Origin of the sequence: Pseudoalteromonas sp. AOP31-A2-14, assembly GCF_052378035.1 — a bacterium.
Classification (GTDB): domain Bacteria; phylum Pseudomonadota; class Gammaproteobacteria; order Enterobacterales; family Alteromonadaceae; genus Pseudoalteromonas.
The window spans coordinates 24,030-47,949 of sequence record NZ_JBQSXI010000001.1 but is presented as its reverse complement, the minus strand read 5'-3'; the positions used below and the strand labels follow the sequence as shown (position 1 = coordinate 47,949).

19 protein-coding genes and 3 rRNA genes are annotated in these 23,920 nt (G+C 42.8%); 10 read left to right on the top strand and 12 right to left on the bottom strand.

The features are described 5' to 3' along the window. Window positions 1-16: 16 nt before the first annotated feature. Entirely contained in the window at window positions 17-964 is a 948-nt protein-coding gene (gspC, locus tag ACT3S9_RS00215) for a type II secretion system protein GspC (protein WP_441835107.1), read from the bottom strand. Window positions 965-1,170: 206 nt separating this feature from the next. Here gspC and hslR point away from each other — a divergent pair, with 206 nt between their 5' ends. The 3 genes from hslR to ACT3S9_RS00200 all read left to right on the top strand — a co-directional run bounded on the left by hslR (window position 1,171) and on the right by ACT3S9_RS00200 (window position 4,259). Beyond that, a complete protein-coding gene (gene hslR / locus ACT3S9_RS00210) occupies window positions 1,171-1,590 on the top strand; it encodes a ribosome-associated heat shock protein Hsp15 (protein WP_441835108.1) in 420 nt (139 codons plus the stop codon). 10 nt (window positions 1,591-1,600) lie between these two features. Continuing rightward, entirely contained in the window at window positions 1,601-2,452 is an 852-nt protein-coding gene (gene hslO / locus ACT3S9_RS00205; protein ID WP_441835109.1) for an Hsp33 family molecular chaperone HslO, read from the top strand. Window positions 2,453-2,720: 268 nt separating this feature from the next. Next, entirely contained in the window at window positions 2,721-4,259 is a 1,539-nt protein-coding gene (locus tag ACT3S9_RS00200; protein WP_441835110.1) for a phosphoenolpyruvate carboxykinase, read from the top strand. 348 nt (window positions 4,260-4,607) lie between these two features. Here the strand turns inward: ACT3S9_RS00200 and rrf are convergent. The 3 genes from rrf to ACT3S9_RS00185 form a co-directional block, all read right to left on the bottom strand. Next, window positions 4,608-4,722: ribosomal RNA gene (gene rrf, locus ACT3S9_RS00195) — 5S ribosomal RNA — on the bottom strand. A 142-nt stretch (window positions 4,723-4,864) separates the two neighbouring features. Then, window positions 4,865-7,751 (bottom strand): 23S ribosomal RNA (locus ACT3S9_RS00190). A 301-nt stretch (window positions 7,752-8,052) separates the two neighbouring features. Further along, window positions 8,053-9,586, bottom strand: a 16S ribosomal RNA gene (locus tag ACT3S9_RS00185). The 16S, 23S and 5S rRNA genes sit together here, the layout of an rRNA operon. 606 nt (window positions 9,587-10,192) lie before the next feature. Here ACT3S9_RS00185 and ACT3S9_RS00180 point away from each other — a divergent pair. Further along, a complete protein-coding gene (locus tag ACT3S9_RS00180; protein WP_444750584.1) occupies window positions 10,193-10,726 on the top strand; it encodes a gamma carbonic anhydrase family protein in 534 nt (177 codons plus the stop codon). Here the strand turns inward: ACT3S9_RS00180 and ACT3S9_RS00175 are convergent. Both ACT3S9_RS00175 and aroE read right to left on the bottom strand, forming a co-directional pair. Continuing rightward, window positions 10,723-10,977, bottom strand: coding sequence for a DUF1488 domain-containing protein (locus ACT3S9_RS00175; protein WP_444750583.1), 255 nt, complete (start codon window positions 10,975-10,977; stop codon window positions 10,723-10,725). The two genes, ACT3S9_RS00180 and ACT3S9_RS00175, sit on opposite strands and share 4 nt — an antisense overlap. Next, complete coding sequence (gene aroE, locus ACT3S9_RS00170) at window positions 10,974-11,798, bottom strand: shikimate dehydrogenase (protein ID WP_444750582.1); 825 nt, start codon at window positions 11,796-11,798, stop codon at window positions 10,974-10,976. Before aroE ends, ACT3S9_RS00175 begins: the two co-directional genes overlap by 4 nt. Before the next feature lie 55 nt (window positions 11,799-11,853). On the opposite strand from aroE, the gene ACT3S9_RS00165 reads away from it, so the two are divergent. Continuing rightward, window positions 11,854-12,291 (top strand): group II truncated hemoglobin, encoded by a 438-nt coding sequence (locus ACT3S9_RS00165; protein WP_444750581.1) that lies wholly within the window; start codon window positions 11,854-11,856, stop codon window positions 12,289-12,291. Window positions 12,292-12,359: 68 nt separating this feature from the next. Here the strand turns inward: ACT3S9_RS00165 and hemF are convergent, their stop codons facing one another. From hemF to ACT3S9_RS00135, 6 genes are read right to left on the bottom strand one after another with little or no spacing between them, the layout of a single operon-like run. Beyond that, the gene (hemF, locus tag ACT3S9_RS00160; protein WP_444750580.1) at window positions 12,360-13,310 is read right to left on the bottom strand and encodes an oxygen-dependent coproporphyrinogen oxidase; all 951 of its coding nucleotides are present in this window, start codon (window positions 13,308-13,310) and stop codon (window positions 12,360-12,362) included. A 3-nt stretch (window positions 13,311-13,313) separates the two neighbouring features. Beyond that, complete coding sequence (locus tag ACT3S9_RS00155; RefSeq protein ID WP_444750579.1) at window positions 13,314-13,880, bottom strand: L-threonylcarbamoyladenylate synthase; 567 nt, start codon at window positions 13,878-13,880, stop codon at window positions 13,314-13,316. 32 nt (window positions 13,881-13,912) lie between these two features. After that, entirely contained in the window at window positions 13,913-14,485 is a 573-nt protein-coding gene (locus ACT3S9_RS00150) for a DNA topoisomerase family protein (protein ID WP_444750578.1), read from the bottom strand. A 60-nt stretch (window positions 14,486-14,545) separates the two neighbouring features. Continuing rightward, entirely contained in the window at window positions 14,546-15,019 is a 474-nt protein-coding gene (locus tag ACT3S9_RS00145) for a DUF494 family protein (protein ID WP_441993511.1), read from the bottom strand. A 1-nt stretch (window position 15,020) separates the two neighbouring features. After that, entirely contained in the window at window positions 15,021-16,112 is a 1,092-nt protein-coding gene (gene dprA / locus ACT3S9_RS00140; RefSeq protein ID WP_444750577.1) for a DNA-processing protein DprA, read from the bottom strand. A 29-nt stretch (window positions 16,113-16,141) separates the two neighbouring features. Next, entirely contained in the window at window positions 16,142-17,260 is a 1,119-nt protein-coding gene (locus ACT3S9_RS00135; protein WP_444750576.1) for a LysM peptidoglycan-binding domain-containing protein, read from the bottom strand. 118 nt (window positions 17,261-17,378) lie between these two features. Between ACT3S9_RS00135 and def the strand changes: the two genes are divergently transcribed. From def to ACT3S9_RS00110, 5 genes are all read left to right on the top strand, one after another. Continuing rightward, on the top strand, window positions 17,379-17,891 hold the full coding sequence (def, locus tag ACT3S9_RS00130) for a peptide deformylase (protein ID WP_444750575.1): 513 nt from the start codon (window positions 17,379-17,381) through the stop codon (window positions 17,889-17,891). Window positions 17,892-17,907: 16 nt separating this feature from the next. After that, entirely contained in the window at window positions 17,908-18,861 is a 954-nt protein-coding gene (gene fmt, locus ACT3S9_RS00125; protein WP_444750574.1) for a methionyl-tRNA formyltransferase, read from the top strand. Continuing rightward, window positions 18,854-20,149 carry a 16S rRNA (cytosine(967)-C(5))-methyltransferase RsmB gene (gene rsmB / locus ACT3S9_RS00120; protein ID WP_444750573.1) on the top strand — a complete coding sequence of 432 codons (1,296 nt, stop codon included), beginning with the start codon at window positions 18,854-18,856 and terminating at the stop codon, window positions 20,147-20,149. The genes fmt and rsmB overlap by 8 nt, the downstream gene beginning before the upstream one ends. 15 nt (window positions 20,150-20,164) lie before the next feature. Then, a complete protein-coding gene (gene trkA, locus ACT3S9_RS00115; RefSeq protein ID WP_441835342.1) occupies window positions 20,165-21,541 on the top strand; it encodes a Trk system potassium transporter TrkA in 1,377 nt (458 codons plus the stop codon). Window positions 21,542-21,735: 194 nt separating this feature from the next. Continuing rightward, window positions 21,736-23,886 (top strand): TonB-dependent siderophore receptor, encoded by a 2,151-nt coding sequence (locus ACT3S9_RS00110; protein ID WP_441835341.1) that lies wholly within the window; start codon window positions 21,736-21,738, stop codon window positions 23,884-23,886. The last annotated feature ends 34 nt before the right edge of the window (window positions 23,887-23,920 follow it).

The window sequence follows — 23,920 nt, the reverse complement described above, 5'->3', positions numbered from 1 at the left end:
AAACTCCAAAGCTAGGTTATTGCAGGCTAAATTGCACATCTATTTGCTGACCATCACGTTCTATGGTGATATTGGCATCGGTACTATTGCGCAGCTCATTCATTGCTGACATAGCCTGTTGTAAATCATTTAATTGATAGCCATTAATAGATACAGCTAAATCATTATTTTCTAGTCCCATTTGCTTAAATAGCGCAGGGTCTTTACCAGGGCTTAAACGATAGCCAATTAACTCACCATCTTGCATAGCCTGAGAGACACGGATATAGTCAAATAACTTACCTGGGTCTTGTAGTAATTCTTGGCGAGTTTCGATTATTTCTTCTTTTACCTCTTGGTCTGCAGTTGCATCGATTTGTGTATCAGGATTTTCTAATTGAGGTCCAGACTCTAATGGATTTTCCTGCTTTCGCTCAGCAAGTACAGGCATAGATACTTTTTTAGTAAAATCAATACCATCAAGCATTAAGGTTTCAAAGGCGCCGCTGACATCTAAAATAACGCGATCGGGTAACACTTGCGCGAGTTTTGCTCGCGTGCCTTGAACCACGTCATCAACTAAGTAGGTTTCTTGGCGACCTTGTGATTCTATAATCGCAAGTCCCGCTTGGTCGTTTTCACTAACAGCTACAATCCCAGTTAAATTAATACTTAGACGTGTTTCTGGCGCATTGTTAATAACTTGAGCTTGCTGCGCGGCTGGTTTTTTAGACCCAACAACCACCTTACCAAACAAAAACTGCTCAACAATTTGCTGGCTACTAACCGCTTTTGCTTGCCCTGACGTGGTGTTTATATAGCTGGGAGCTAATACTGTATTAACGGGGGTTGGCCACAATAGCCAGAATAATTTTGCCGATAAAAATGCAATATAAACAACAACTAAAAAAATTACCAAGGCACTCAGTTTGCCATGAGGTAACTTATCCATGAAGTGCTTAAGCTGTTGTAAGTACTGATCCATATATTATTATCTTTTTAATTTACTGCTTTATCGCTGACCTATAGTACCTTTTCATTTTTCATTCAACAAGCACGCTAATATTAAACTTTTAAAACGAGGTGAGTAAATAGGTCCGTACTATTACTAAGGCTCTTTGGCTATTTCTCTCAGTCCATGTTTCATGGTAAGTTTTGCACCTGACTTGCTGATATTCTAAGGGTGAAGTTATGTCAAAAAGTAACATCCGTAATTCCAATCAAGATAATCAAACGCTCAGTATTCGATTAGACAAATGGCTATGGGCTGCTCGCTTTTATAAAACCCGCGCAATCGCACGCGACATGGTACAAGGCGGCAAAGTACATTATAATGGCCAACGTGCTAAACCAAGTAAAGTTGTTGAGCTTGGCGCGGTATTAAAACTAGCGCAAGGGGTTGATGAAAAAACAATCACCGTTTTAAAACTGTTTGATAAACGCAAAGGTGCCCCCATTGCACAAACTATGTATCAAGAGTCCGATGCTAGCATTGAACAACGAGCTAAAAACTCAATAGCCCGTAAAAATAACAGCTTCTTTGCTCCTCACCCTGAGCGCAAGCCAGATAAAAAGCAAAGACGCGAACTTTTAAAATTGAAATCCAGTTAGGTAACCCGTCATGCAACAAGATTTACTTCACCGTTATATATTTGAAAACCTCGACGTTCGTGGTGAACTCGTACAGATTGAGCATGCTTATGATGAAATGCTCACTAACCATAATTACCCACAACCTGTGCAAGCGCTTTTAGGTGAGTTACTAGTTGCTACCTGTTTATTAACTGCCACTTTAAAGTTTGAAGGTGAAATAGCGGTACAAGTACAAGGTGATGGCCCTGTTAAATTTGCGGTTATAAATGGCGACCATAATCAAAATATGCGTGGTATAGCTCGTTTGCAGGGAGAGATTCAAGGCACAACTATTCAAGAGCTGCTTGGCAAAGGCCATATGGTGATTACGATCACTCCTATTAAAGGTGAGCGCTATCAAGGTATAGTGCCACTAGAGCACCCAACCTTAAGTGAATGTATTGAAGCGTACTTTGAGCAATCAGAGCAACTAAAAACTCGTTTGTGGTTTACTACAGGCACTAGCGCATCCGGTAAAGCTAAAGCCGCTGGACTATTTTTACAGGTTTTACCCGTCAATAAAGAAAAATCAATTACTGACTTTACACACTTAGAAGCACTCAGCAACACCATTAACAATGAAGAGTTGTTACAACTCGACGCTAACACGGTATTAACTCGTTTGTACCACGAAGATAACCCACGCATTTTTGAACCACAGCCGATTAACTTCAGATGTGGATGTAGTCGCGACAAAACAATTACCGCACTCGTTAATATTGGTCAACAAGCCTTGTTAGACGATGTGGCAGCCAATAATGGTAAAGTAAAAATAGGTTGCCATTACTGCTTAAAAGAATACGTGTTTAATGAACAAGATATAAAAGCTATTTTTAACTAATTTACCTCCCTTTAATAACAAACCTTACTCAAAACCACTTTTTAAAGTGGTTTTTTTATAAATTAAGATGACACCGGTATCATGAAAAAACGGAACTTTGTGATACCGGTATCATTGAAATTATTCATGTTTTTTTATAAATATATGTCTTTTTAGGGCTTTCACAGGCTCGAATACTCCCAATCCATCTGTTACTATAATTACAGCTTAAAGGTTATACAGAACCCCAGAGCTATCCCGTTCAATCTCACAAAAATTAGGTAAAAACATGACTTCAAACGCTAATCGTTTTGTCGATCTAACTGCAGCTGAACTTGTCGAACACGCAATCAGTCGTGGTGAAGGGACTTTAGCCGCTAATGGAGCTTTTGTTGCAAAAACTGGTCACCGTACTGGTCGCTCTCCAAAAGATCGTTTTGTTGTTCAAGAACCAAGCACTGAAAATGATATCCAATGGGGTGATGTAAACCGCCCTTTCGATTCAGATAAATTTGACGCTTTATGGGCACGTGTAGAAGCACATGTGCAAAGCAATGACCACTTCATCTCTCACCTTGAAGTTGGCGCTGATCCTGAGCACTATTTACCTGTAGTTGTAACTACAGAAACTGCATGGCACCATATTTTTGCTAAAAACATGTTTATCGAACCTAAATCTTATAATGCATCTGATTTACCCGAGTGGCAGGTAATGAATGTTCCTTCATTTGTATGTGACCCAGAGCGTGATGGCACAAACAGTGATGGCACAGTTATTATCAACTTTGCACAACGTAAAGTGTTGCTAGCAGGTATGCGTTATGCCGGTGAAATGAAAAAATCAATGTTCTCAGTTCAAAACTTCCTACTTCCAGCAAAAGGTGTATTACCAATGCACTGCTCTGCTAACGTAGGCGAAGCTGGCGACACGGCTTTATTCTTTGGTTTATCAGGCACAGGTAAAACAACGTTATCTGCAGATCCAACTCGCTTTTTAATTGGTGATGATGAGCATGGCTGGGCGCCGGGTAGTGTATTTAATATCGAAGGGGGTTGTTACGCTAAATGTATCGACTTATCGCAAAAAAATGAACCTGTCATTTGGGATGCAATTCGCTTTGGTACTATCTTAGAGAATGTAGTACTTGATGAAAATCGCGTACCTGACTTTAACGATACTAGCCTAACTCAAAATAGCCGCGCAGCGTATCCACTTGAACATGTTGAAAAGCGTAAAGTTGAAAACCGCGCAGGTGAACCAAAAGCAGTTGTATTCTTAACATGTGACGTTAGCGGTGTTTTACCTCCTGTATCTGTTTTAACAGAAGAAGCAGCAGCATTTCATTTCTTAAGTGGCTACACGGCTAAAGTGGGCTCAACGGAGATTGGCTCAACGAGTGATATTGAATCAACCTTCTCTACGTGTTTCGGCGCACCTTTCTTCCCACGTCCAGCAGGCATTTATGCAGAGCTTCTTATGAAGCGCGTACGCGAGTTTGGCGCTAAAGTTTACCTTGTTAATACTGGCTGGACTGGTGGCCCTTACGGTACGGGTAAGCGCTTTGATATTCCTACAACTCGCGCTGTTGTAGATGCGATTGTATCAGGTAAACTTGCAGGTGTTGAAACACAACATATCGACGTGCTAAACCTAGACGTGCCAGTGGCTGTCCCAGGTGTTGATAGCGAGCTACTTAACCCAATCAATACTTGGGAAGATAAAGCTAAATACGCTGAGTATGCGACCAAGCTTGCAACTGACTTCACTGAAAATTTCGCGAAGTACGATGTATCAGACGAAATTAAAAATGCAGGCCCTAAAGCTTAATAAATAGCTTTAAACTGCATCAAAAACGCCAGCCTCGCGCTGGCGTTTTTGATCCATATTAGTTACTTTTCAATGTTAAAAAGTGACACCGTACATATGCAAAAGACTGACACTGCCAAGTCAATATATTCAAAGCTCTGAAGTTTCTTTATATACATTAGCCGCGGATAGAATGTCTGCAAGGCTTGTGAACAAATAATAATGGACATTCCATGAGGCTCGCCTAGGGCTGCTGTATTTCTTTTTGCGAGACTACTGAGTTCGGTACGGGGTATTGGCTTGGGGTTTTTACTTTATTCCAGACGTAAAAAAGCCCGACTCAATGAGCCGGGCTTTCTACAATTTGAAGCCTGGTAATGTCCTACTTTCGCATAACAAATGCTACACTATCATCGGCGCTGTTTCGTTTCACTACTGAGTTCGGCATGGAGTCAGGTGGGTCCAAAACGCTATTGTCACCAAGCAAATTTGGGCGTTAATTCGTATCGCTACAAACTAACTGAATTTGGAAATTCTGATAATATTTTTTAAGTCTTTCTGCGTAATATCTACTTTAGTCATTAACTTCTGTCTTAAACTATCACACAAAACGCGTTTGGCGTTGTATGGTTAAGCCTCACGGGTAATTAGTACAAGTTAGCTTAACATGTCACCATGCTTCCACATCTTGCCTATCAACGTTGTAGTCTTCAACGGCCCTTCAGAGACTTTAAAAGTCTAGTGAGAAATCATCTCGAGGCCTGCTTCGCGCTTAGATGCTTTCAGCGCTTATCAGTTCCGAACGTAGCTACCGGGCAATGCCATTGGCATGACAACCCGAACACCAGCGGTTCGTTCACTCCGGTCCTCTCGTACTAGGAGCAACCCCTCTCAATTCTCAAACGCCCACGGCAGATAGGGACCGAACTGTCTCACGACGTTCTAAACCCAGCTCGCGTACCACTTTAAATGGCGAACAGCCATACCCTTGGGACCGACTTCAGCCCCAGGATGTGATGAGCCGACATCGAGGTGCCAAACACCGCCGTCGATATGAACTCTTGGGCGGTATCAGCCTGTTATCCCCGGAGTACCTTTTATCCGTTGAGCGATGGCCCTTCCATTCAGAACCACCGGATCACTATGACCTACTTTCGTACCTGCTCGACGTGTCTGTCTCGCAGTTAAGCTGGCTTCTACCATTACACTAACCGTACGATGTCCGACCGTACTTAGCCAACCTTCGTGCTCCTCCGTTACTCTTTAGGAGGAGACCGCCCCAGTCAAACTACCCACCAGACACTGTCCGTAATCCCGATTCAGGGACCGACGTTAGAACATCAAAACTACAAGGGTGGTATTTCAAGGACGACTCCAACAAAACTAGCGTCTCATCTTCTAAGTCTCCCACCTATCCTACACATGTAGGTTCAATGTTCAGTGCCAAGCTGTAGTAAAGGTTCACGGGGTCTTTCCGTCTAGCCGCGGGTACACAGCATCTTCACTGCGATTTCAATTTCACTGAGTCTCGGGTGGAGACAGCGTGGCCATGGTTACACCATTCGTGCAGGTCGGAACTTACCCGACAAGGAATTTCGCTACCTTAGGACCGTTATAGTTACGGCCGCCGTTTACCGGGGCTTCGATCAAGAGCTTCTCCCTAAGGATAACCCCATCAATTAACCTTCCGGCACCGGGCAGGTGTCACACCGTATACGTCATCTTGCGATTTTGCACAGTGCTGTGTTTTTAATAAACAGTCCCAGCCACCTGGTCACTGCGGCTCCAATTAGCTCAGGGAGTAAATCCCGTCACCCATCGGAGCGTACCTTCTCCCGAAGTTACGGTACGATTTTGCCTAGTTCCTTCACCCGAGTTCTCTCAAGCGCCTTAGTATTCTCTACCTGACCACCTGTGTCGGTTTGGGGTACGATTCGGTATAATCTGAAGCTTAGAGGCTTTTCCTGGAAGTATGGCATCAACAACTTCACCACCTTAGTGGCTCGTCTCGTGTCTCAGTCTAACAGTAACCCGGATTTACCTAAGTCACTAACCTACTCACTTTCACATGGACAACCATCGCCATGCTTGCTTAGCCTGCTCCGTCCCCCCATCGCAATTATACCAAGTACGGAAATATTAATCCGTTTCCCATCGACTACGCCTTTCGGCCTCGCCTTAGGAGTCGACTTACCCTACCCTGATTAACATGGGATAGGAACCCTTGGTCTTCCGGCGTGCGGGTTTTTCACCCGCATTATCGTTACTCATGTCAGCATTCGCACTTCTGATACGTCCAGCATGCCTCCCGGCACACCTTCAACCGCTTACAGAACGCTCCCCTACCACTCATCCTAAGATGAATCCGCAGCTTCGGTGCATAGTTTAGCCCCGTTACATCTTCCGCGCAGACCGACTCGACCAGTGAGCTATTACGCTTTCTTTAAAGGATGGCTGCTTCTAAGCCAACCTCCTGGCTGTCTGTGCCTTTCCACATCGTTTCCCACTTAACTATGACTTTGGGACCTTAGCTGGCGGTCTGGGTTGTTTCCCTCTTCACGACGGACGTTAGCACCCGCCGTGTGTCTCCCGGATAGTACTTTACGGTATTCGGAGTTTGCAAAGGGTTGGTAAGTCGGGATGACCCCCTAGCCTTAACAGTGCTCTACCCCCGTAAGTATTCGTCCGAGGCTCTACCTAAATAGATTTCGGGGAGAACCAGCTATCTCCCGGTTTGATTAGCCTTTCACTCCTAACCACAGGTCATCCCCTAACTTTTCAACGTTAGTGGGTTCGGTCCTCCAATTGATGTTACTCAATCTTCAACCTGCCCATGGCTAGATCACCGGGTTTCGGGTCTATACCTTGCAACTCATCGCCCAGTTAAGACTCGGTTTCCCTACGGCTACCCTATTCGGTTAACCTCGCTACAAAATATAAGTCGCTGACCCATTATACAAAAGGTACGCAGTCACCTAACAAGTAGGCTCCTACTGCTTGTACGTACACGGTTTCAGGTTCTATTTCACTCCCCTCACAGGGGTTCTTTTCGCCTTTCCCTCACGGTACTGGTTCACTATCGGTCAGTTGGGAGTATTTAGCCTTAGATGATGGTCCACCTATATTCAGTCAAAGTTTCACGTGCTCCGACCTACTCGATTTCACTTAAATTGCATTTTCATGTACGGGACTATCACCCTGTATCGTGGCGCTTTCCAGCGCCTTCCATTAACACAACAAAAGCTTAAGGGCTGTTCCGGTTTCGCTCGCCGCTACTTCCGGAATCTCGGTTGATTTCTTTTCCTACGGGTACTTAGATGTTTCAGTTCTCCGCGTTCGCCTCGTTAACCTATGTATTCAGTTAACGATACCTGCAAGCAGGTGGGTTTCCCCATTCGGAAATCTTAGTCTCAAGTGCTTTTTACTAGCTTGACTAAGCTTATCGCAAGTTAATACGTCCTTCATCGCCTCCAACTGCCAAGGCATCCACCGTGTACGCTTAGTCACTTAACCATACAACCCAAACGGGTCTTTGTTTTGTGACAGTTTAACTTCGCCAGAAGTTAATATTGAATACTAAAGTAGATACCAATTAATCATTATCTAATAAAAGAGTGATTAAATTGGCACTGAATGATACTGCTATCATTCTTTTTTACTTTTGAAAACTCTTGATAAATACAATGTATCTATCAGAATTTTATTATCAGCTTTTCCAAATTTTTAAAGAGCATATTAATTAGTTAACCCAAAGGGTAAAACTAACTAACAATCATCTGTGTGGACACTACGAACAAATAAGTTCTAAATCGTATAAGGAGGTGATCCAGCCCCAGGTTCCCCTAGGGCTACCTTGTTACGACTTCACCCCAGTCATGAATCACTCCGTGGTAAACGTCCTCCCGAGGGTTAGACTATCTACTTCTGGAGCAACCCACTCCCATGGTGTGACGGGCGGTGTGTACAAGGCCCGGGAACGTATTCACCGCGTCATTCTGATACGCGATTACTAGCGATTCCGACTTCATGGAGTCGAGTTGCAGACTCCAATCCGGACTACGACGCACTTTAAGTGATTCGCTTACCTTCGCAGGTTCGCAGCACTCTGTATGCGCCATTGTAGCACGTGTGTAGCCCTACACGTAAGGGCCATGATGACTTGACGTCGTCCCCACCTTCCTCCGGTTTATCACCGGCAGTCTCCTTAGAGTTCTCAGCATTACCTGCTAGCAACTAAGGATAGGGGTTGCGCTCGTTGCGGGACTTAACCCAACATCTCACAACACGAGCTGACGACAGCCATGCAGCACCTGTATCAGAGCTCCCGAAGGCACCAAACTATCTCTAGTAAGTTCTCTGTATGTCAAGTGTAGGTAAGGTTCTTCGCGTTGCATCGAATTAAACCACATGCTCCACCGCTTGTGCGGGCCCCCGTCAATTCATTTGAGTTTTAACCTTGCGGCCGTACTCCCCAGGCGGTCTACTTAATGCGTTAGCTTTGAAAAACAAAACCGAAGTTCCGAGCTTCTAGTAGACATCGTTTACGGCGTGGACTACCAGGGTATCTAATCCTGTTTGCTCCCCACGCTTTCGTACATGAGCGTCAGTGTTGACCCAGGTGGCTGCCTTCGCCATCGGTATTCCTTCAGATATCTACGCATTTCACCGCTACACCTGAAATTCTACCACCCTCTATCACACTCTAGTTTGCCAGTTCGAAATGCAGTTCCCAGGTTGAGCCCGGGGCTTTCACATCTCGCTTAACAAACCGCCTGCGTACGCTTTACGCCCAGTAATTCCGATTAACGCTCGCACCCTCCGTATTACCGCGGCTGCTGGCACGGAGTTAGCCGGTGCTTCTTCTGTCAGTAACGTCACAGATTGAAGGTATTAACTACAACCCTTTCCTCCTGACTGAAAGTGCTTTACAACCCGAAGGCCTTCTTCACACACGCGGCATGGCTGCATCAGGCTTGCGCCCATTGTGCAATATTCCCCACTGCTGCCTCCCGTAGGAGTCTGGGCCGTGTCTCAGTCCCAGTGTGGCTGATCATCCTCTCAAACCAGCTAGGGATCGTCGCCTTGGTAAGCCATTACCTCACCAACTAACTAATCCCACTTGGGCCAATCTAAAGGCGAGAGCCGAAGCCCTCTTTGGTCCGTAGACATTATGCGGTATTAGCAGTCGTTTCCAACTGTTGTCCCCCACCTCAAGGCATGTTCCCAAGCATTACTCACCCGTCCGCCGCTCGTCATCTTCTAGCAAGCTAGAAATGTTACCGCTCGACTTGCATGTGTTAGGCCTGCCGCCAGCGTTCAATCTGAGCCATGATCAAACTCTTCAATTAAAAGTTTTTTCTGTCCTTCCCATAAAGGGAGCGGACATGCTCAATGAATTCTGAATTTATTTAATATCTTTCGATATTGAATTGACTGTGCTGAATAAATAAATTTATTCCGTTGGTCACTCAGTTTCAATTGAGACTCTAAATTTTTTGCCTCATCTAGCGAACTAGATTCGGCTGTTAGAACTCAATCTGTACGAGTGCCCACACAGATGATTGCTTTATATTGTTAAAGAACGTTGCGATTAAAGCGCTTTGCTTTACCTCGCTAGGGCTGCGCATATTACGCTTTCCTATTTTTTTGTCAACACTTAATTTTAAACTTTCTAAAAAATCTAAACTCAAGTTTTACTCGACTCACTGACTTGCTGCTTGCCTCGCTAAGCGTTGCCTGCTCTGCCGTGTCAGTGGGGTCGCATTATAGGGAGGACAGATTTTTACGCAAGCGTTTTTTAAAGAAAACTTGAAATAAAGCACTGTTCGCTCGATTTACGAGCTAAACATCTCAAAAACGCTAGTTTAGTAACCAATACTAATACTGACTGGTCATTTTATTAGCTCTACTGCTATCATCTGGTTCAACTACTCTCATATTTATTAGGTGCTTTTATGTCTATTCGTTCTTATAAAGGAATTACCCCTACTTTTAATCAATCTGTGTATGTTGATGAGTCAGCCGTATTAGTCGGTGATATTACATTAGGTAAAGACAGTAGTGTATGGCCTTTAGTAGCAGCTCGTGGGGATGTTAATTATATACGTATTGGCGAACGTACTAATGTACAAGATGGCAGTGTTTTACATCTAACTCGTGCAAGTAAAAGCAATCCTGATGGTTATCCTCTTATTATTGGTGATGATGTAACGGTCGGTCATAAAGTAATGTTACATGGCTGTCGTTTAGGAAACCGCATCTTGGTGGGTATGGGCGCCATTGTGATGGATAATGTCATTGTAGAAGATAATGTCATTATTGGCGGTGGTTCATTAGTGCCACCTAACAAGCGTTTAGAGTCTGGCTTTTTATATGTAGGGAGCCCTGTAAAGCAAGCTCGCCCTTTAACAGAGCAAGAACTTGGCTTTTTAAAAGTATCTGCAACTAACTATGTTGAACTTAAAGACGAATACCTAGCAGAGGGTTAACTTATCATCTTTATAGCCACTTGACCTGTCGAGTTATATTCTTCGTCTTCGATTAATTGCTCGGCAAGTTCTTCGTAGTCAAAACGCCGTAGCTCAAAGTGATGTTGCGCTGCCGCTGAGTCTGCAATAGTTAAACTTTGCATATCAATAATACACTCGACCATTAGACCACTTACTTGTGCGTAAAACGTCAGTTGCTGAGTTTTCTCATTATAATCTATACGATCAATAAATTGTACGGCTTGATTCATTTTAGCTCTCCAGATTTTAACGCGCTTACGACGGGGAGTATCTCTGGCATTTTATTTCGCCATACATAGAATGCTTGAGCAGCTTGACCCACTAACATGCCACTACCATCCATAACGGTAATATCAGCTTTATAATCCTTTGCCCATTGCATAAATAGCGTGTTTTGCAGAGAATAAAACATATCATAAACACAATTACAGCCATTAAGGTGTTTTTCAGCAAGTGCGGGTAATTCTCCTAACATACTACTTGATGTAGAATTTACAATTAACGCGTAATCACTAACAGGCAAATCGTCAAAACCATAACCTGTAATCTTGCCATATTCAGTAAACAACTCCGCCAGCGCTTTAGCTTTTGATGCTGTACGGTTTACGATAACTATTTCACTTGGGTTTTGTGCAAGTAACGGCAATATAACACCACGCGCAGCGCCACCAGCACCTATTAGTAGTATACGCTTGCCTGCTATTGCTACATTATTAGCGAGTAAGTCATTTACAAAGCCCACGCCGTCAGTGTTATCACCCAATAAGCGACCATCATCTAATAACTTAATAGTATTAACCGCTCCCACAATAGTGGCAAGCTCTGTTCGCTCATCGACTAGCTCAAAAGCTTGCTCTTTAAAGGGCATGGTAACATTCGCGCCAAGACCACCAGCAGAAAAAAAATCTGCCACTGCTGTTTTAAAGCCATCTATTGGTGCTAATATTGCCTGATAATCTATTTGTTCACCTAATGAGGTTGCAAATTGCTTATGTATCGCAGGGGATTTTGAGTGTTTAATAGGATTTCCAAAAACTGCATATTTGTCCATATTCGAGCAACCTCTTTGTTCAGCTACATACTGCTAATTAACGATGATAAAAACGATGATTAAACGATTTTTTTCAAAATCGAAAAAACCAGAGCCACAACAAGCACCAACCCCAGAAAAAACACCTTATCAAATTATAGGTGGTGAAGCAGGTACTCGTGCGCTTGCGAATAGATTCTACGACATTATGGCAAGCGATGAATACGCCAAACCGTTATATGATATGCACCCTCAACCATTAGATCGCATTCGCCAAGTGTTTTTTGAGTTTTTATCGAGCTGGTTAGGCGGCCCTGATTTATTTACCGAAAAGCATGGTCACCCCATGCTTCGTAAACGCCATATGCCTTTTCCTATTGATCAAAATTTGCGCGACCAATGGATGCATTGCATGAATAAAGCGTTAGATATTGAGGTAGATAACCCGCTATTGCGCGAAGGGTTGCGAAAATCGCTTGAGCAACTAGCAAGCCATATGATTAATCAACATTGAGTAAACCATAACAGTCTTAATGTAAGTAGTAAAAAGGCGCCAATTAGCGCCTTTTTACTTTCCAAAAATTATAATTGCCACTCTCTGGGTATCAACTTACTTGGTGTACTATTTAGCCAATCTTGTGGGCGTAAGTAATATTGATATAACTGTGCCTCAGCGCTATCGAGGTCTGGGTTATAATTATACTCCCAGCGGGCGAGTGGCGGCATAGACATTAAAATAGATTCAGTACGTCCACCAGTTTGTAGGCCGAACAAAGTCCCTCTGTCCCACACTAGGTTAAATTCAACATAACGGCCACGGCGATACAATTGAAAATCACGCTGTTGCTGGGTGTATTCGTCATTTTTACGACGCTCAATAATTGGCAAGTAAGCATCTAAAAAGCTATCCCCCACGGCTTGCATGAAGGCAAAGCTTTGTTCAAAACCTTGTTCGTTTAAATCATCGAAGAACAACCCACCCACGCCACGGGTTTCGTCGCGGTGTTTAATGTAAAAATATTCGTCGCACCACTTCTTATAATTAGGGTAAACATCATCGCCAAATGGTGCACAAAGGTCGTGAGCCACCTGATGCCAATGCTTAACATCGTCAAAGTTTGGGTAAACCGGGGTTAAGTCAAAGCCACCGCCAAACCACCAAATAGGCTCTTCACCTTCTTTTTCGGCGATAAAAAACCGTACATTAGCGTGACTGGCCGGAATATGCGGATTGTTAGGGTGAATAACTAGCGACACGCCACAGGCATTAAAGTTGCGTCCTGCAAGTTCTGGACGATGCGCGGTTGCTGATGCGGGCATTGAATCACCAAATACATGTGAGTAGTTAACCCCGCCTTGCTCAATCACATCTCCGCCACTTATTACGCGGGTACGGCCACCCCCCCCTTTGGCGCGCTGCCAACAGTCTTCTACAAATTTAGCTTTGCCATCGGCTTGCTCAAGACCCCGACAAATAGTGTCTTGCAGCGCCAGTAAGTAGGTTTGTACTTGCTCGAGTCGATTGCTGTACATGGTCTATCCTCTAAATACTTTGCCGGTCATAACGTCTTTAATAGTGCTTGGCTGGGTATTATCCCCAAGAGGCTCATCAACGTAAAATGCTACTTTTTCGCCAAACTCACTTTTAGCCATCGCTATGCTGGTTACCGTATCTTGGCCTGATAAGTTAGCGCTGGTCGATACCAAAGGTTTATCAAACTTTTGACATAAATGCTTTACCGTTGGGTGGTTTGTAACGCGTACAGCAATGGTATCAAACTGCCCAGTTAACCATTTTGGTGTGGTTTTAGCTGCAGGCATCACCCAAGTGATTGCTCCTGGCCAACTAGAGAAAATATCAGTACGTTTATCCATAGGGATTTTTGCGTCATCAACATACTTTAAAAGTTGACCATAATTATCTGCAATTAAAATTAAGCCTTTTTCGACTGGACGCTGCTTCATTGCTAGCAATTGCTCAACGGCCTGTTGATTATCAGGATCACAACCTAAGCCATAAACCGCTTCGGTTGGATAAAAAATAACGCCACCTTGCTCTAAAGCAGTAAGTGCCGTAAATGGAACTGAAGTTGAGTCGGTCAAAGAAGATCTCCAAGTACAATTAATTTAAGCTTTCATTCGCTCTGCGTGATTTTATGCGAGCAACTTTTCTGGGGGCATTGTAACACAACACTATTAGCCATTTGCTTACGCATCATTATAGGCCACTGGCACTGTGGGCAAGCATGCTCAACAGGTTTATAGTTTAAGGTATATTTACAGCTTGGGTAGCTGTTACATGAATAGAATGTCTTTCCAAACTTATTACTGCGTGCCACTAACTGCCCTTTTTTACATTTAGGACAAGCAGGTAGTATTTCTTGGTCAGGCTCTTTTTCATCGTGGGCAATATAATGGCACTCAGGATAACCTGTGCAACCTATAAACATGCCATAACGACCATTTTTAACCACCAGCGGATTACCGCATTCAGGGCATGGGCTGTCATCTAGGACTTTAATTTGCTGCGTTTCGTGCGAGACAAGTGGCCGTATAAAGTCACAGTCTGGGTAACTACTACAGCCTAAAAAAGGACCTGCTTTACTATTACGCATGATCAGTTTTGAGCCACACTCGGGGCACTGACCGTGCTCTTTTTCTAAAGCATATTTGTCTGCAGCGAAAAGCGAATGATCAATTTTGCTCATAGTGTGGCTACCTGTTGGCTGATTTGCGCCTAATATACCCAAACTAATTAAAGAAACAAGTTAATGCAGTAACTCCGTGGGTTCATCAAAGATTAAATCTTCCATTTGCGCATAAGCTTGCTCTGAGCCAGGCACATTAAATAGCACCATGAGTACCACCCACTTTAAATCCTCTAACGAAATAAACGGCTTATCGAGAGCAAATAAGCGGTCAATAACCATTTCGCGAGTGATACTGTTGATCACCCCTATTTGCTCAACAAACATTAAAAAACCCCGGCATTCTACACTAAGCATTTGACACTCTGAGTCAGTATATACACGTATTACTTTTTGCGGCTGCGCATTGAGGTAAGGGAATTCATCGCTGTGTTGTAAATCAGCCAGTTGCTCTAGCCAGTTAAGCGCTTTATATATTTCGGGTTTATTAAAACCGGCGCGTTGTAGCTCATCAGTGAGCTCGTTGTGTTCGGCAAATATTTCAGCTTCACCATTAATATAGTTTTCAAATAAATACATAAGAATGTCAAACATATTACTTTGCTCCCAATCTAATATACCCATCAAGTACTCGCTCTATCCTGTCGACTAATTCTAAATCGAGCAATCGCGTCAGTACTTTATCTATAGGCCATTGTGTACGGCGAACAATATCGTCGATGCTAGTGACTTCATACCCGATACTGTCAAACACCGGACAGGACTGTTGGTCACTAATAGGCTGCTCTATGTTATATAGACTGCTTTGTGGCGAAAAGCTCACTTCATCTAAAATATCACTGACATTTTCGACTAACTTTGCGCCCTGCTTGATCAAAAAATGGCTCGCTTGCGCTAATGGATTTTTAATTGAGCCAGGCACCGCAAATACTTCTTTGTTTTGCTCAATCGCGTAACGCACAGTAATGAGCGAGCCGCTTTTTATTTCAGCTTCTACAATCATTACGCCAAGTGATAACCCAGCAATAATGCGATTTCGCCTTGGAAAATTATTGGCATTAGCTGGCGTACCGGGTAAAAACTCACTAACTAATAATCCACCTTGCGTAAGCACCTGATCAGTCAATAAGCGATGCCGCTTTGGATAGTAAACGTCTACACCAGTGCCTAGCACAGCAATAGTTTTACCGTTAGCTGATAGTGCACCTTTGTGGGCCGCGCCATCGATTCCACGTGCCATGCCTGAGGTAATAGTTAAACCAGCCAAGCATAATTGATGGCCAAATTCAGCAGCTGTTTCAAGCCCTATGGGTGTTGCATTACGACTGCCTACAATAGCTATTTGTGAACTTTTTAGTAAATCACAATCACCACGGCAAAATAGCAATAAAGGGGCGCTGGCTATTTCTTTTAAATTATCGGGGTAATTCGGATGGTAATAATCAATAACCTGAATATCACTATTTTGAATTAACTGTTGATAGTGCTCAACTTGCTGCCAATTGGTTTTTAATAAGTTTGTAGCAATTCGTTGATTTAAGCCGCATTCGAGCAATTGTTGATGGGAAAGGCTAAATAAGCTTTCTAATGGATAGGTTTGTGCCAGTGTTATAAGTGTTTTAATACCTAGGCCTTTACATAAGTAAAAGGCCAGCCAATGCATTAGTTTGTCTGTAGATTGTGTCATGCTCCCTCCTTAGAGCACTCAAACCATGTTTAATTTATTACTGCAAAATCACCGACGCGGATTGGGTGCTGATTCTTTACAATTAAAGCGTAGCTAACTTTATCATAAACCTTAAATATCATTAGCTCGCCAACTTTCTCTTTAGGCATGTGCCATACTTTGCTGTCTTTATCTGGCTTTACACCAAAAAATTCGTTTGTATCTGCTACTAATTTTTCTAAGCTGTTTGAATCTTCTTTATAACGCGGGCCATGACTCCCTTCTAATACATCTGGTGATTGGCGCTCAATATCAAGTACATGGCCTACTTTTACCTGCTCTGACCCTAAGTTTAGCACTACAATATCCATCGTGCTGAACTCTCTTAGCTCATTCGCTGAACCAATGATATTACCCTCAATTGGGCGTTCAGGACGCTTCATATTAAAATAGGCGGGCAAAGTATTACCTTGCATTGCAGGTACTAAAAAGTCTGACGGTTTTACTTCACGTTTGACACTTTCAATGTTAACTGAGGCAGGAATCCCCTGCTCTTCATCACCAGTACGAAAAGCACGACCAACCCCCATTAAGTCAACTTTGTAAGCTAGCACCTTGTCACTTCCCGGATTGGTATAAGGCTCTCCCTTTCGGTAAATAGCATAAGCTTTATGTAACTCTAAATTACCTTTTACATAAACAATTTTCCCAGTAACATTCATTTTAGTATTACTGTTAGCACCTAAAATATAAGGCTTATCGGCTATTTCATCGTTGCTTAATGCTTGCTCATAACTTAAAAAAGGCCGAATCAGTTCAAGTGGTAATGTCGGTATCGCATTTTTGCCTTTTGGGGTAATACGTCCATCTGGGGATAACTTTTTATATTTTTCGTTCACCACTAACCTCGGATTTCCGTCAGCATCGTAAATCAATGACAACGAATCACCGGGATAAATAAGGTGCGGGTTATTTATTTGTGGATTCATTTGCCATAAATCAGGCCACTGCCAAGGCTCATCAAGATAAACCCCTGAAATATCCCAAAGTGTATCCCCTTTTTTTACAACATACTGTTTTGGAGCATCTTTTTTTATAGTTAACACATCCGCTATAGATGGAAAAGCAGCGCCTAAAGCAAGAATTGCTGCCAATAAAGGGTATTTCATTGGGTTTCCTTATGGTGTTTTTTTATTATTATTAATCAAAACCTGTTAAAGGTGAACGCGAATGGCTAAAATAAGAGCATACAATATCCTAAATGAATCACAAGTGTAAAAGGTTACTATGGCAAGGTTAGAAGTTTTAAGGTTTCCGGATGAGCGTTTACGTACTATCGCGAAAGAAGTACCAGAGATAAACGATGATGTTCGTCAAATAGTTAAAGATATGCTCGAAACCATGTATGACGAAAATGGAATTGGCTTAGCGGCAACGCAGGTTGATATTCATCAGCGTATTGTGGTGATCGACGTTTCTGAAGAGCGCGACCAACCGCTTGTGTTGATCAATCCTGAAATTACTAAGCAAGATGGAGAAACAGTAAGTGAAGAAGGCTGCTTATCAGTGCCTTTATCTTATGCAAAAGTTGACCGAGCAGAGACTGTAACGGTAACGGCTCATAATGAACAAGGTGAGCCATTGAGTCTTGACGCTGACGAATTGCTCGCTATTTGTATTCAGCATGAGCTTGATCACCTACAAGGCAAGTTATTTATTGATTATTTATCACCACTAAAGCGCCAACGTATTCGTAAGAAGCTTGAAAAAGAAGCTAAATTGGCCGCTAAAAATAAATAAACCATTAGGAACTGCAGTGACACAACCATTACGCATTATTTTTGCTGGCACGCCTGATTTTGCTGCGCGCCATCTAAACGCGCTAATTAACTCTGAACATCAAGTTGTTGGTGTTTACAGTCAACCAGATCGCCCTGCTGGACGCGGAAAAAAATTAAAAGCCAGTGAGGTAAAAGAACTTGCTTTAGCGCATGACTTACCCGTTTTTCAACCCGCGTCCTTAAAAAGCGATGAAGCCCTTAACGAGTTAAACAACTTAAACGCCGATATTATGATCGTAGTCGCTTATGGCTTATTGCTACCAAAAGCCATATTAGATGCACCTCGTCTAGGTTGTTTGAATGTGCATGGCTCAATTTTACCGCGTTGGCGTGGTGCAGCGCCTATTCAACGCGCTATTTGGGCGGGCGACAGCGAAACCGGTGTCACTATAATGCAAATGGACGAAGGCTTAGATACTGGCGACATGCTGCATATTAGCCGCTGCCCGATACAAAGCTGCGACACCAGCGCTTCACTGTACGATAAATTAGCTGAACTTGGCCCTAGCGCGCTGCTTAAGACCATTAATAAATTGTCGGCAGGTGAAATTACGCCCCAACAACAAAATAATGAGCAAGCCAATTATGCTAAAAAACTTTCAAAAGAAGAAGCCAATATTGACTGGTCAATGAGTGCAGTGCAAATTGAACGTAACATTCGCTCATTCAACCCATGGCCAGTATGCTTCACCCAAATGGGCGGACAAACGGTTAAAGTTTACCAAGCACACGTTGTTGCACAAACAGGTAATCCCGGGCAAGTTTTATCAAGTGATAAAAGTGGAATTATTATTGCCTGTTCCGAGCAAGCACTGTGTATTACACAACTACAACCGCAAGGCAAAAAGCCAATGGCAATTAGCGACTTTTTAAATGGTCGCGGTGACTGGGTAACTCCAGGCACCGTATTAGGTGAAAATAATGAGTAATGTTCCAAACGTACGAGCACTGGCCGCCGAAACTTTATATAACGTAGTAGATAAAGGCGCGTCACTTAATCAAGAGCTTCCTTTTGCAAGCCAGGGTTTACCGCCAAAAGATAAAGCCTTATTACAACAAATTTGCTATGGCGTACTGCGTTATTTACCCAGTCTTGAAAATTATTGCCAACATTTAGTTGAACAACCACTAAAGGGTAAACGCCGAATATTCCAGTTTTTATTGTATGTGGGGATTTACCAACTACAACATATGCGTGTTCCACCGCATGCTGCAATTAGTGAAACAGTCAATGCATTACAGCAAATGCGGGCACTGGGTTTAAAAGGCCTGATCAATGCTATTTTACGTAGTTTTCAACGCCAACAAAACGAACTTGAAGAAAAAGCGAAGCAAATACCAGTATGTTTATATAACCACCCTAATTGGTTTATCAAACAAGTAAGCGAAGCCTACCCTGATAACTGGCAACAAATACTTGAAGAAAATCAGCGCCAAGCGCCGATGTGGTTACGCGTAAATCAAGCTCAGTACAGCACCGCAGAATATAGCGAAATGCTTCGCGCAAATGATATCGAACACACCTTAAACCCAGATTTTCCTGATGGTATAAAGCTGGATAAGCCCCGCGATGTATTTTCATTACCAGAATTTGATACCGGTGCTTGCTCTGTTCAAGATGCCGCAGCGCAACTAGCTGCCCGCTTTTTAGCCCCCCAAAGTGATGATCATATTTTAGATGCGTGCGCCGCTCCAGGTGGTAAAACTTGCCATATTTTAGAGCTTGCCGATGCTGATATACTTGCCCTTGATAGCGACGAAACACGTTTGGAGCGCGTAAAGCAAAACCTAACTCGAATTGGTTTAGGGGCAGACCTACAATGTGGTGATGCTTCGCAGCCACATAAATGGTGGGATGAACAACATTTTGACCGCATTCTATTAGATGTTCCGTGCTCAGCAACGGGAGTAATTCGTCGTCATCCAGATATAAAATGGTTACGTCGCGCCTCAGATATCAACGATCTTAGCGTACTACAGGGTGATATTTTAGATAGCATTTGGCCATTACTAAAGCCGGGAGGCACCTTGGTTTATGCAACTTGTTCGGTATTACCGCAAGAGAACCAACACCAAGTCGCAAAATTTTTAGCAAACAACACAAACGCAATGCATCAACCTCTGCATGATAACGACACCACAACGAACCCTGGCTTACAATTATTGCCCGGTGAAAGTGATGGTTTTTATTATGCAAAAATTATTAAACAAAGCTAACGCCACGGGTAAACAATGAAAATAATCATACTCGGTGCTGGGCAAGTCGGCGGCACTCTTGCTGAGAACCTAGTCGGTGAGCAAAATGAAATAACGGTAGTCGATATTGATGGCAACCGCTTACGTGAACTACAAGACAAATACGATTTACAAGGGGTTATCGGCCATAGTGCTCACCCCGACGTACTTCGTCGTGCTGGTGCTGAAGACGCCGATATGATTATTGCCGTAACCAGTTCAGATGAAGTGAATATGGTTGCCTGCCAAGTGGCTTACAGTATTTTTAATACGCCGACTAAAATAGCTCGAATTCGTTCAGATCAATACCTAAAATACCGTGAAAAGTTATTCCAAAATGATGACTTGCCGGTCGATCACTATATTGCCCCTGAAGCATTGGTAACTAAATATATTCGCCGTTTAATAGACTACCCAGGCGCACTACAAGTACTACAGTTTGCTGATGGCATGTTATCGCTTGTTGCAGTAAAAGCCTATTATGGTGGTTTATTAGTTGGTTATGCACTTTCAGCATTAAAAGAGCATATACCTAACGTTGAAACCCGTGTGGCCGCTATTTACCGTCAAGGTAAAGCAATTAAGCCCCTTGGTACAACGGTTATTGAAGCAGATGATGAAGTGTTTTTCATTGCCGCAACGAAACATATTCGTGCAGTAATGAACGAGCTGCAAAAACTTGAGCGTTCATACAAAAAAATCATGATTGCTGGTGGGGGTAATATTGGTGCAGGCCTTGCCCGATCTCTTGAAAAAAACCACAGCGTAAAATTGCTTGAACGTAATTATGAACGTGCGGCGCAGTTATCTGAAACGCTTGATAATACTGTGGTATTTTGTGGTGACGCCTCAGATCAAGAGCTACTCTCAGAAGAGCATATAGAGCAAGTTGATGTGTTTATCGCCGTCACTAACGATGATGAAGCCAATATTATGTCAGCAATGCTGGCTAAACGTATGGGCGCACAAAAAACCATGGTGCTTATACAGCGTGGCGCATATGTTGATTTAGTACAAGGCGGCGATATAGATATTGCTATTTCTCCTCAGCAAGCCACTATTTCAGCACTTTTAACTCACGTTCGCCGTGGTGATATTGTTAATGTGTATTCACTGCGCAAAGGTGCAGCTGAAGCAATTGAAGCCGTTGCTCATGGTGATGAGAATACCTCAAAAGTGGTAGGCCGCGCAATTGCCGATATTAAACTCCCCGCCGGAACTACAATTGGTGCGATTGTACGCAATGACGACGTGTTGATTGCTCATGACGATACTATTATCCACTCAGGGGATCACGTAATTATGTTCTTGATTGATAAAAAACACATTACTGTAGTCGAAAAACTATTCCAAGTAAGCGCTATATTTTTATAAGCCACCCTCATATAGTCTTTTACGCTACTGTGTATAAATAAACACAGTAGACCACCCATTAATGCAATTGAAAATCACTCTCAAAAACATTTACTTTAATTATCAAATCTATTAGTCTCCCGGTGCTTGAAAATAAAACACGCTTTATGTGGATAATTACTTCTATATTTTTAATACAAAATGGACTTCTTCAGATGACACTCCCAACCTTAAATAAACCGCTCAGCCTTACTTATTGCAGCGTAATTAGTGTACTCCTTTCAACCTTCTCACTTAATACAATAGCCGAAACTAAAGAAGATATTGAAAAGCTAACTATCGTTGGCGAGGAGCATAATGATTATAAAGTAAGTTCAATGAGCTCGGCTACAGGCCTTGATTTATCTCACTTACAAACTCCGCAATCAGCTATCGCTGTTACCAGCGAGTTTATGAACGATCAGCACCTAACCAGCGCTATTGAAGCGATAACGGGTGTGACGGGTATAAATGCAAGAGAGGCCGACAACGGTAAGTTTTCAATTTCCGCTCGTGGAATAAGCGTAACAAGCATTCTGTACGATGGTATTGCAACAACCTACGACACTCGCTTTAATTACGGTGATAATTTAACCGACACCGCAATTTATGAGCGTATTGAAATAGTCCGTGGCGCCACGGGTTTAATGTTGGGAGCAGGTAACCCCTCTGCCGCTATTAATTTAATACGCAAACGCCCTACTGCGCACAACCAAGTAAATCTTTCTGCATCAGTTGGCTCTTGGCAAAACTATCGTGGTGTTGTCGATGTTTCTGGTAGTTTAAATGATACCGAAAGTATTCGCGGTCGTGCTGTTGTCGCTTACCAAGATCAGGAGTCATACCAAAATCGTTTCTCGCAAAGCAGCACGACTTTATACGGTATTATCGAAGCGGATTTAACTGACAGCACCTTGCTTACTGTATCAATTGATAACCAAGCCACTAAGCCAAAAGGCACTATGTCCGGTGGACTACCTATTTTTTATGCAGATGGCACTCGCACCCATTATGATCGGGAAGCTTCTACAGCGCCTAATTGGTCATCGTCACAAACCAACGCACTAAATAGTTTTATTAGTATTGAGCACAACTTCAATTCCAACTGGCAACTTAGCGCCAGTTATATCTATGGCAATAATGACTTAGATTACGATGTGTTTTGGGCAACAGGTAATCCAGACTCACAAACCAACATTGGTATGGTGCCTGGTTCGTTAAATTATATTGATGCCAATAGAATACAACGTACCTACGAAGTTGAACTTAGCGGCAGATTTAATTGGTTAGGACAAAGTCACCAATTAATGTTTGGCTATAATAACCAAGAGCAAGACTTTTCGACGCCTTATTATCCAGGACAAGAAGAGTCAATGATCATTGGCGACTTTACAGCTGCCGATTACAACTACCCAAAACCAACTTGGCAATCCACACCGGCCTATGGCTCATACGGTACTACCGAACAAGATGCTCTATATTTTTCCTCACAGCTTAATATAACTAATTCGTTATCAGTTATTTTAGGCAGCCGACTAAATCAATGGCAAACTGACCAAGATAACTTTGGCAGTAAGCACAACTATGAACTAGATAACGAGCTTACCAATTACCTCGGCACCACTTACGCTTTAACAGATAACTGGGCGCTCTATGCTAACTATACCGATATATTCACACCTCAAAGTCAAATTGACCAAGATGGTAATTATCTCGATCCTATTCTAGGTAAAAACTATGAAATTGGCATCAAAGCATCACTGCTAAACGAACGCTTAGATGTTTCTTTGTCTGGTTTTGAAATTCATCAAGATAATCTCGGCCAATATACCGGCGAGACTATTCCCGAGACTTTGCAGGCTATTTATCAACCTATTGATGGCACTGTAACCGAAGGTTATGAATTAGAGCTCAATGGTACATTTAACGACAATTGGAATGGTTATTTTGGCTATACCCGCAGCGAAGGGGAAACGCCTGAGGGCGAGCTTTTAAATACCACCAATCCGAAAGATCAATTTAAGCTATTTACAACCTATAAACTCACTAATAGTTTAGAAGGACTAAAGCTAGGTGCTGGTTATCGCTGGCAAAGCCGCAGTTTTGATGAGGTTACAAACCCAGTACAGGGAAAGGTTGAAGTAGAACAAGCAAGCTATGGCATTGCCAGCTTTATGGCAAGCTATCAAATAAACTCACAAATAGCGGTTAGCTTTAATGTTGATAACCTATTTGATAAAACCTATTACAGCCAAATTGGTTTTTACAATCAATACCGTTATGGCAGCCCACGTAAGTTTACATTGCAACTAGACTACAATTTATAAAAACAAAAAAAAGCAGCTTAATTAAGCTGCTTTT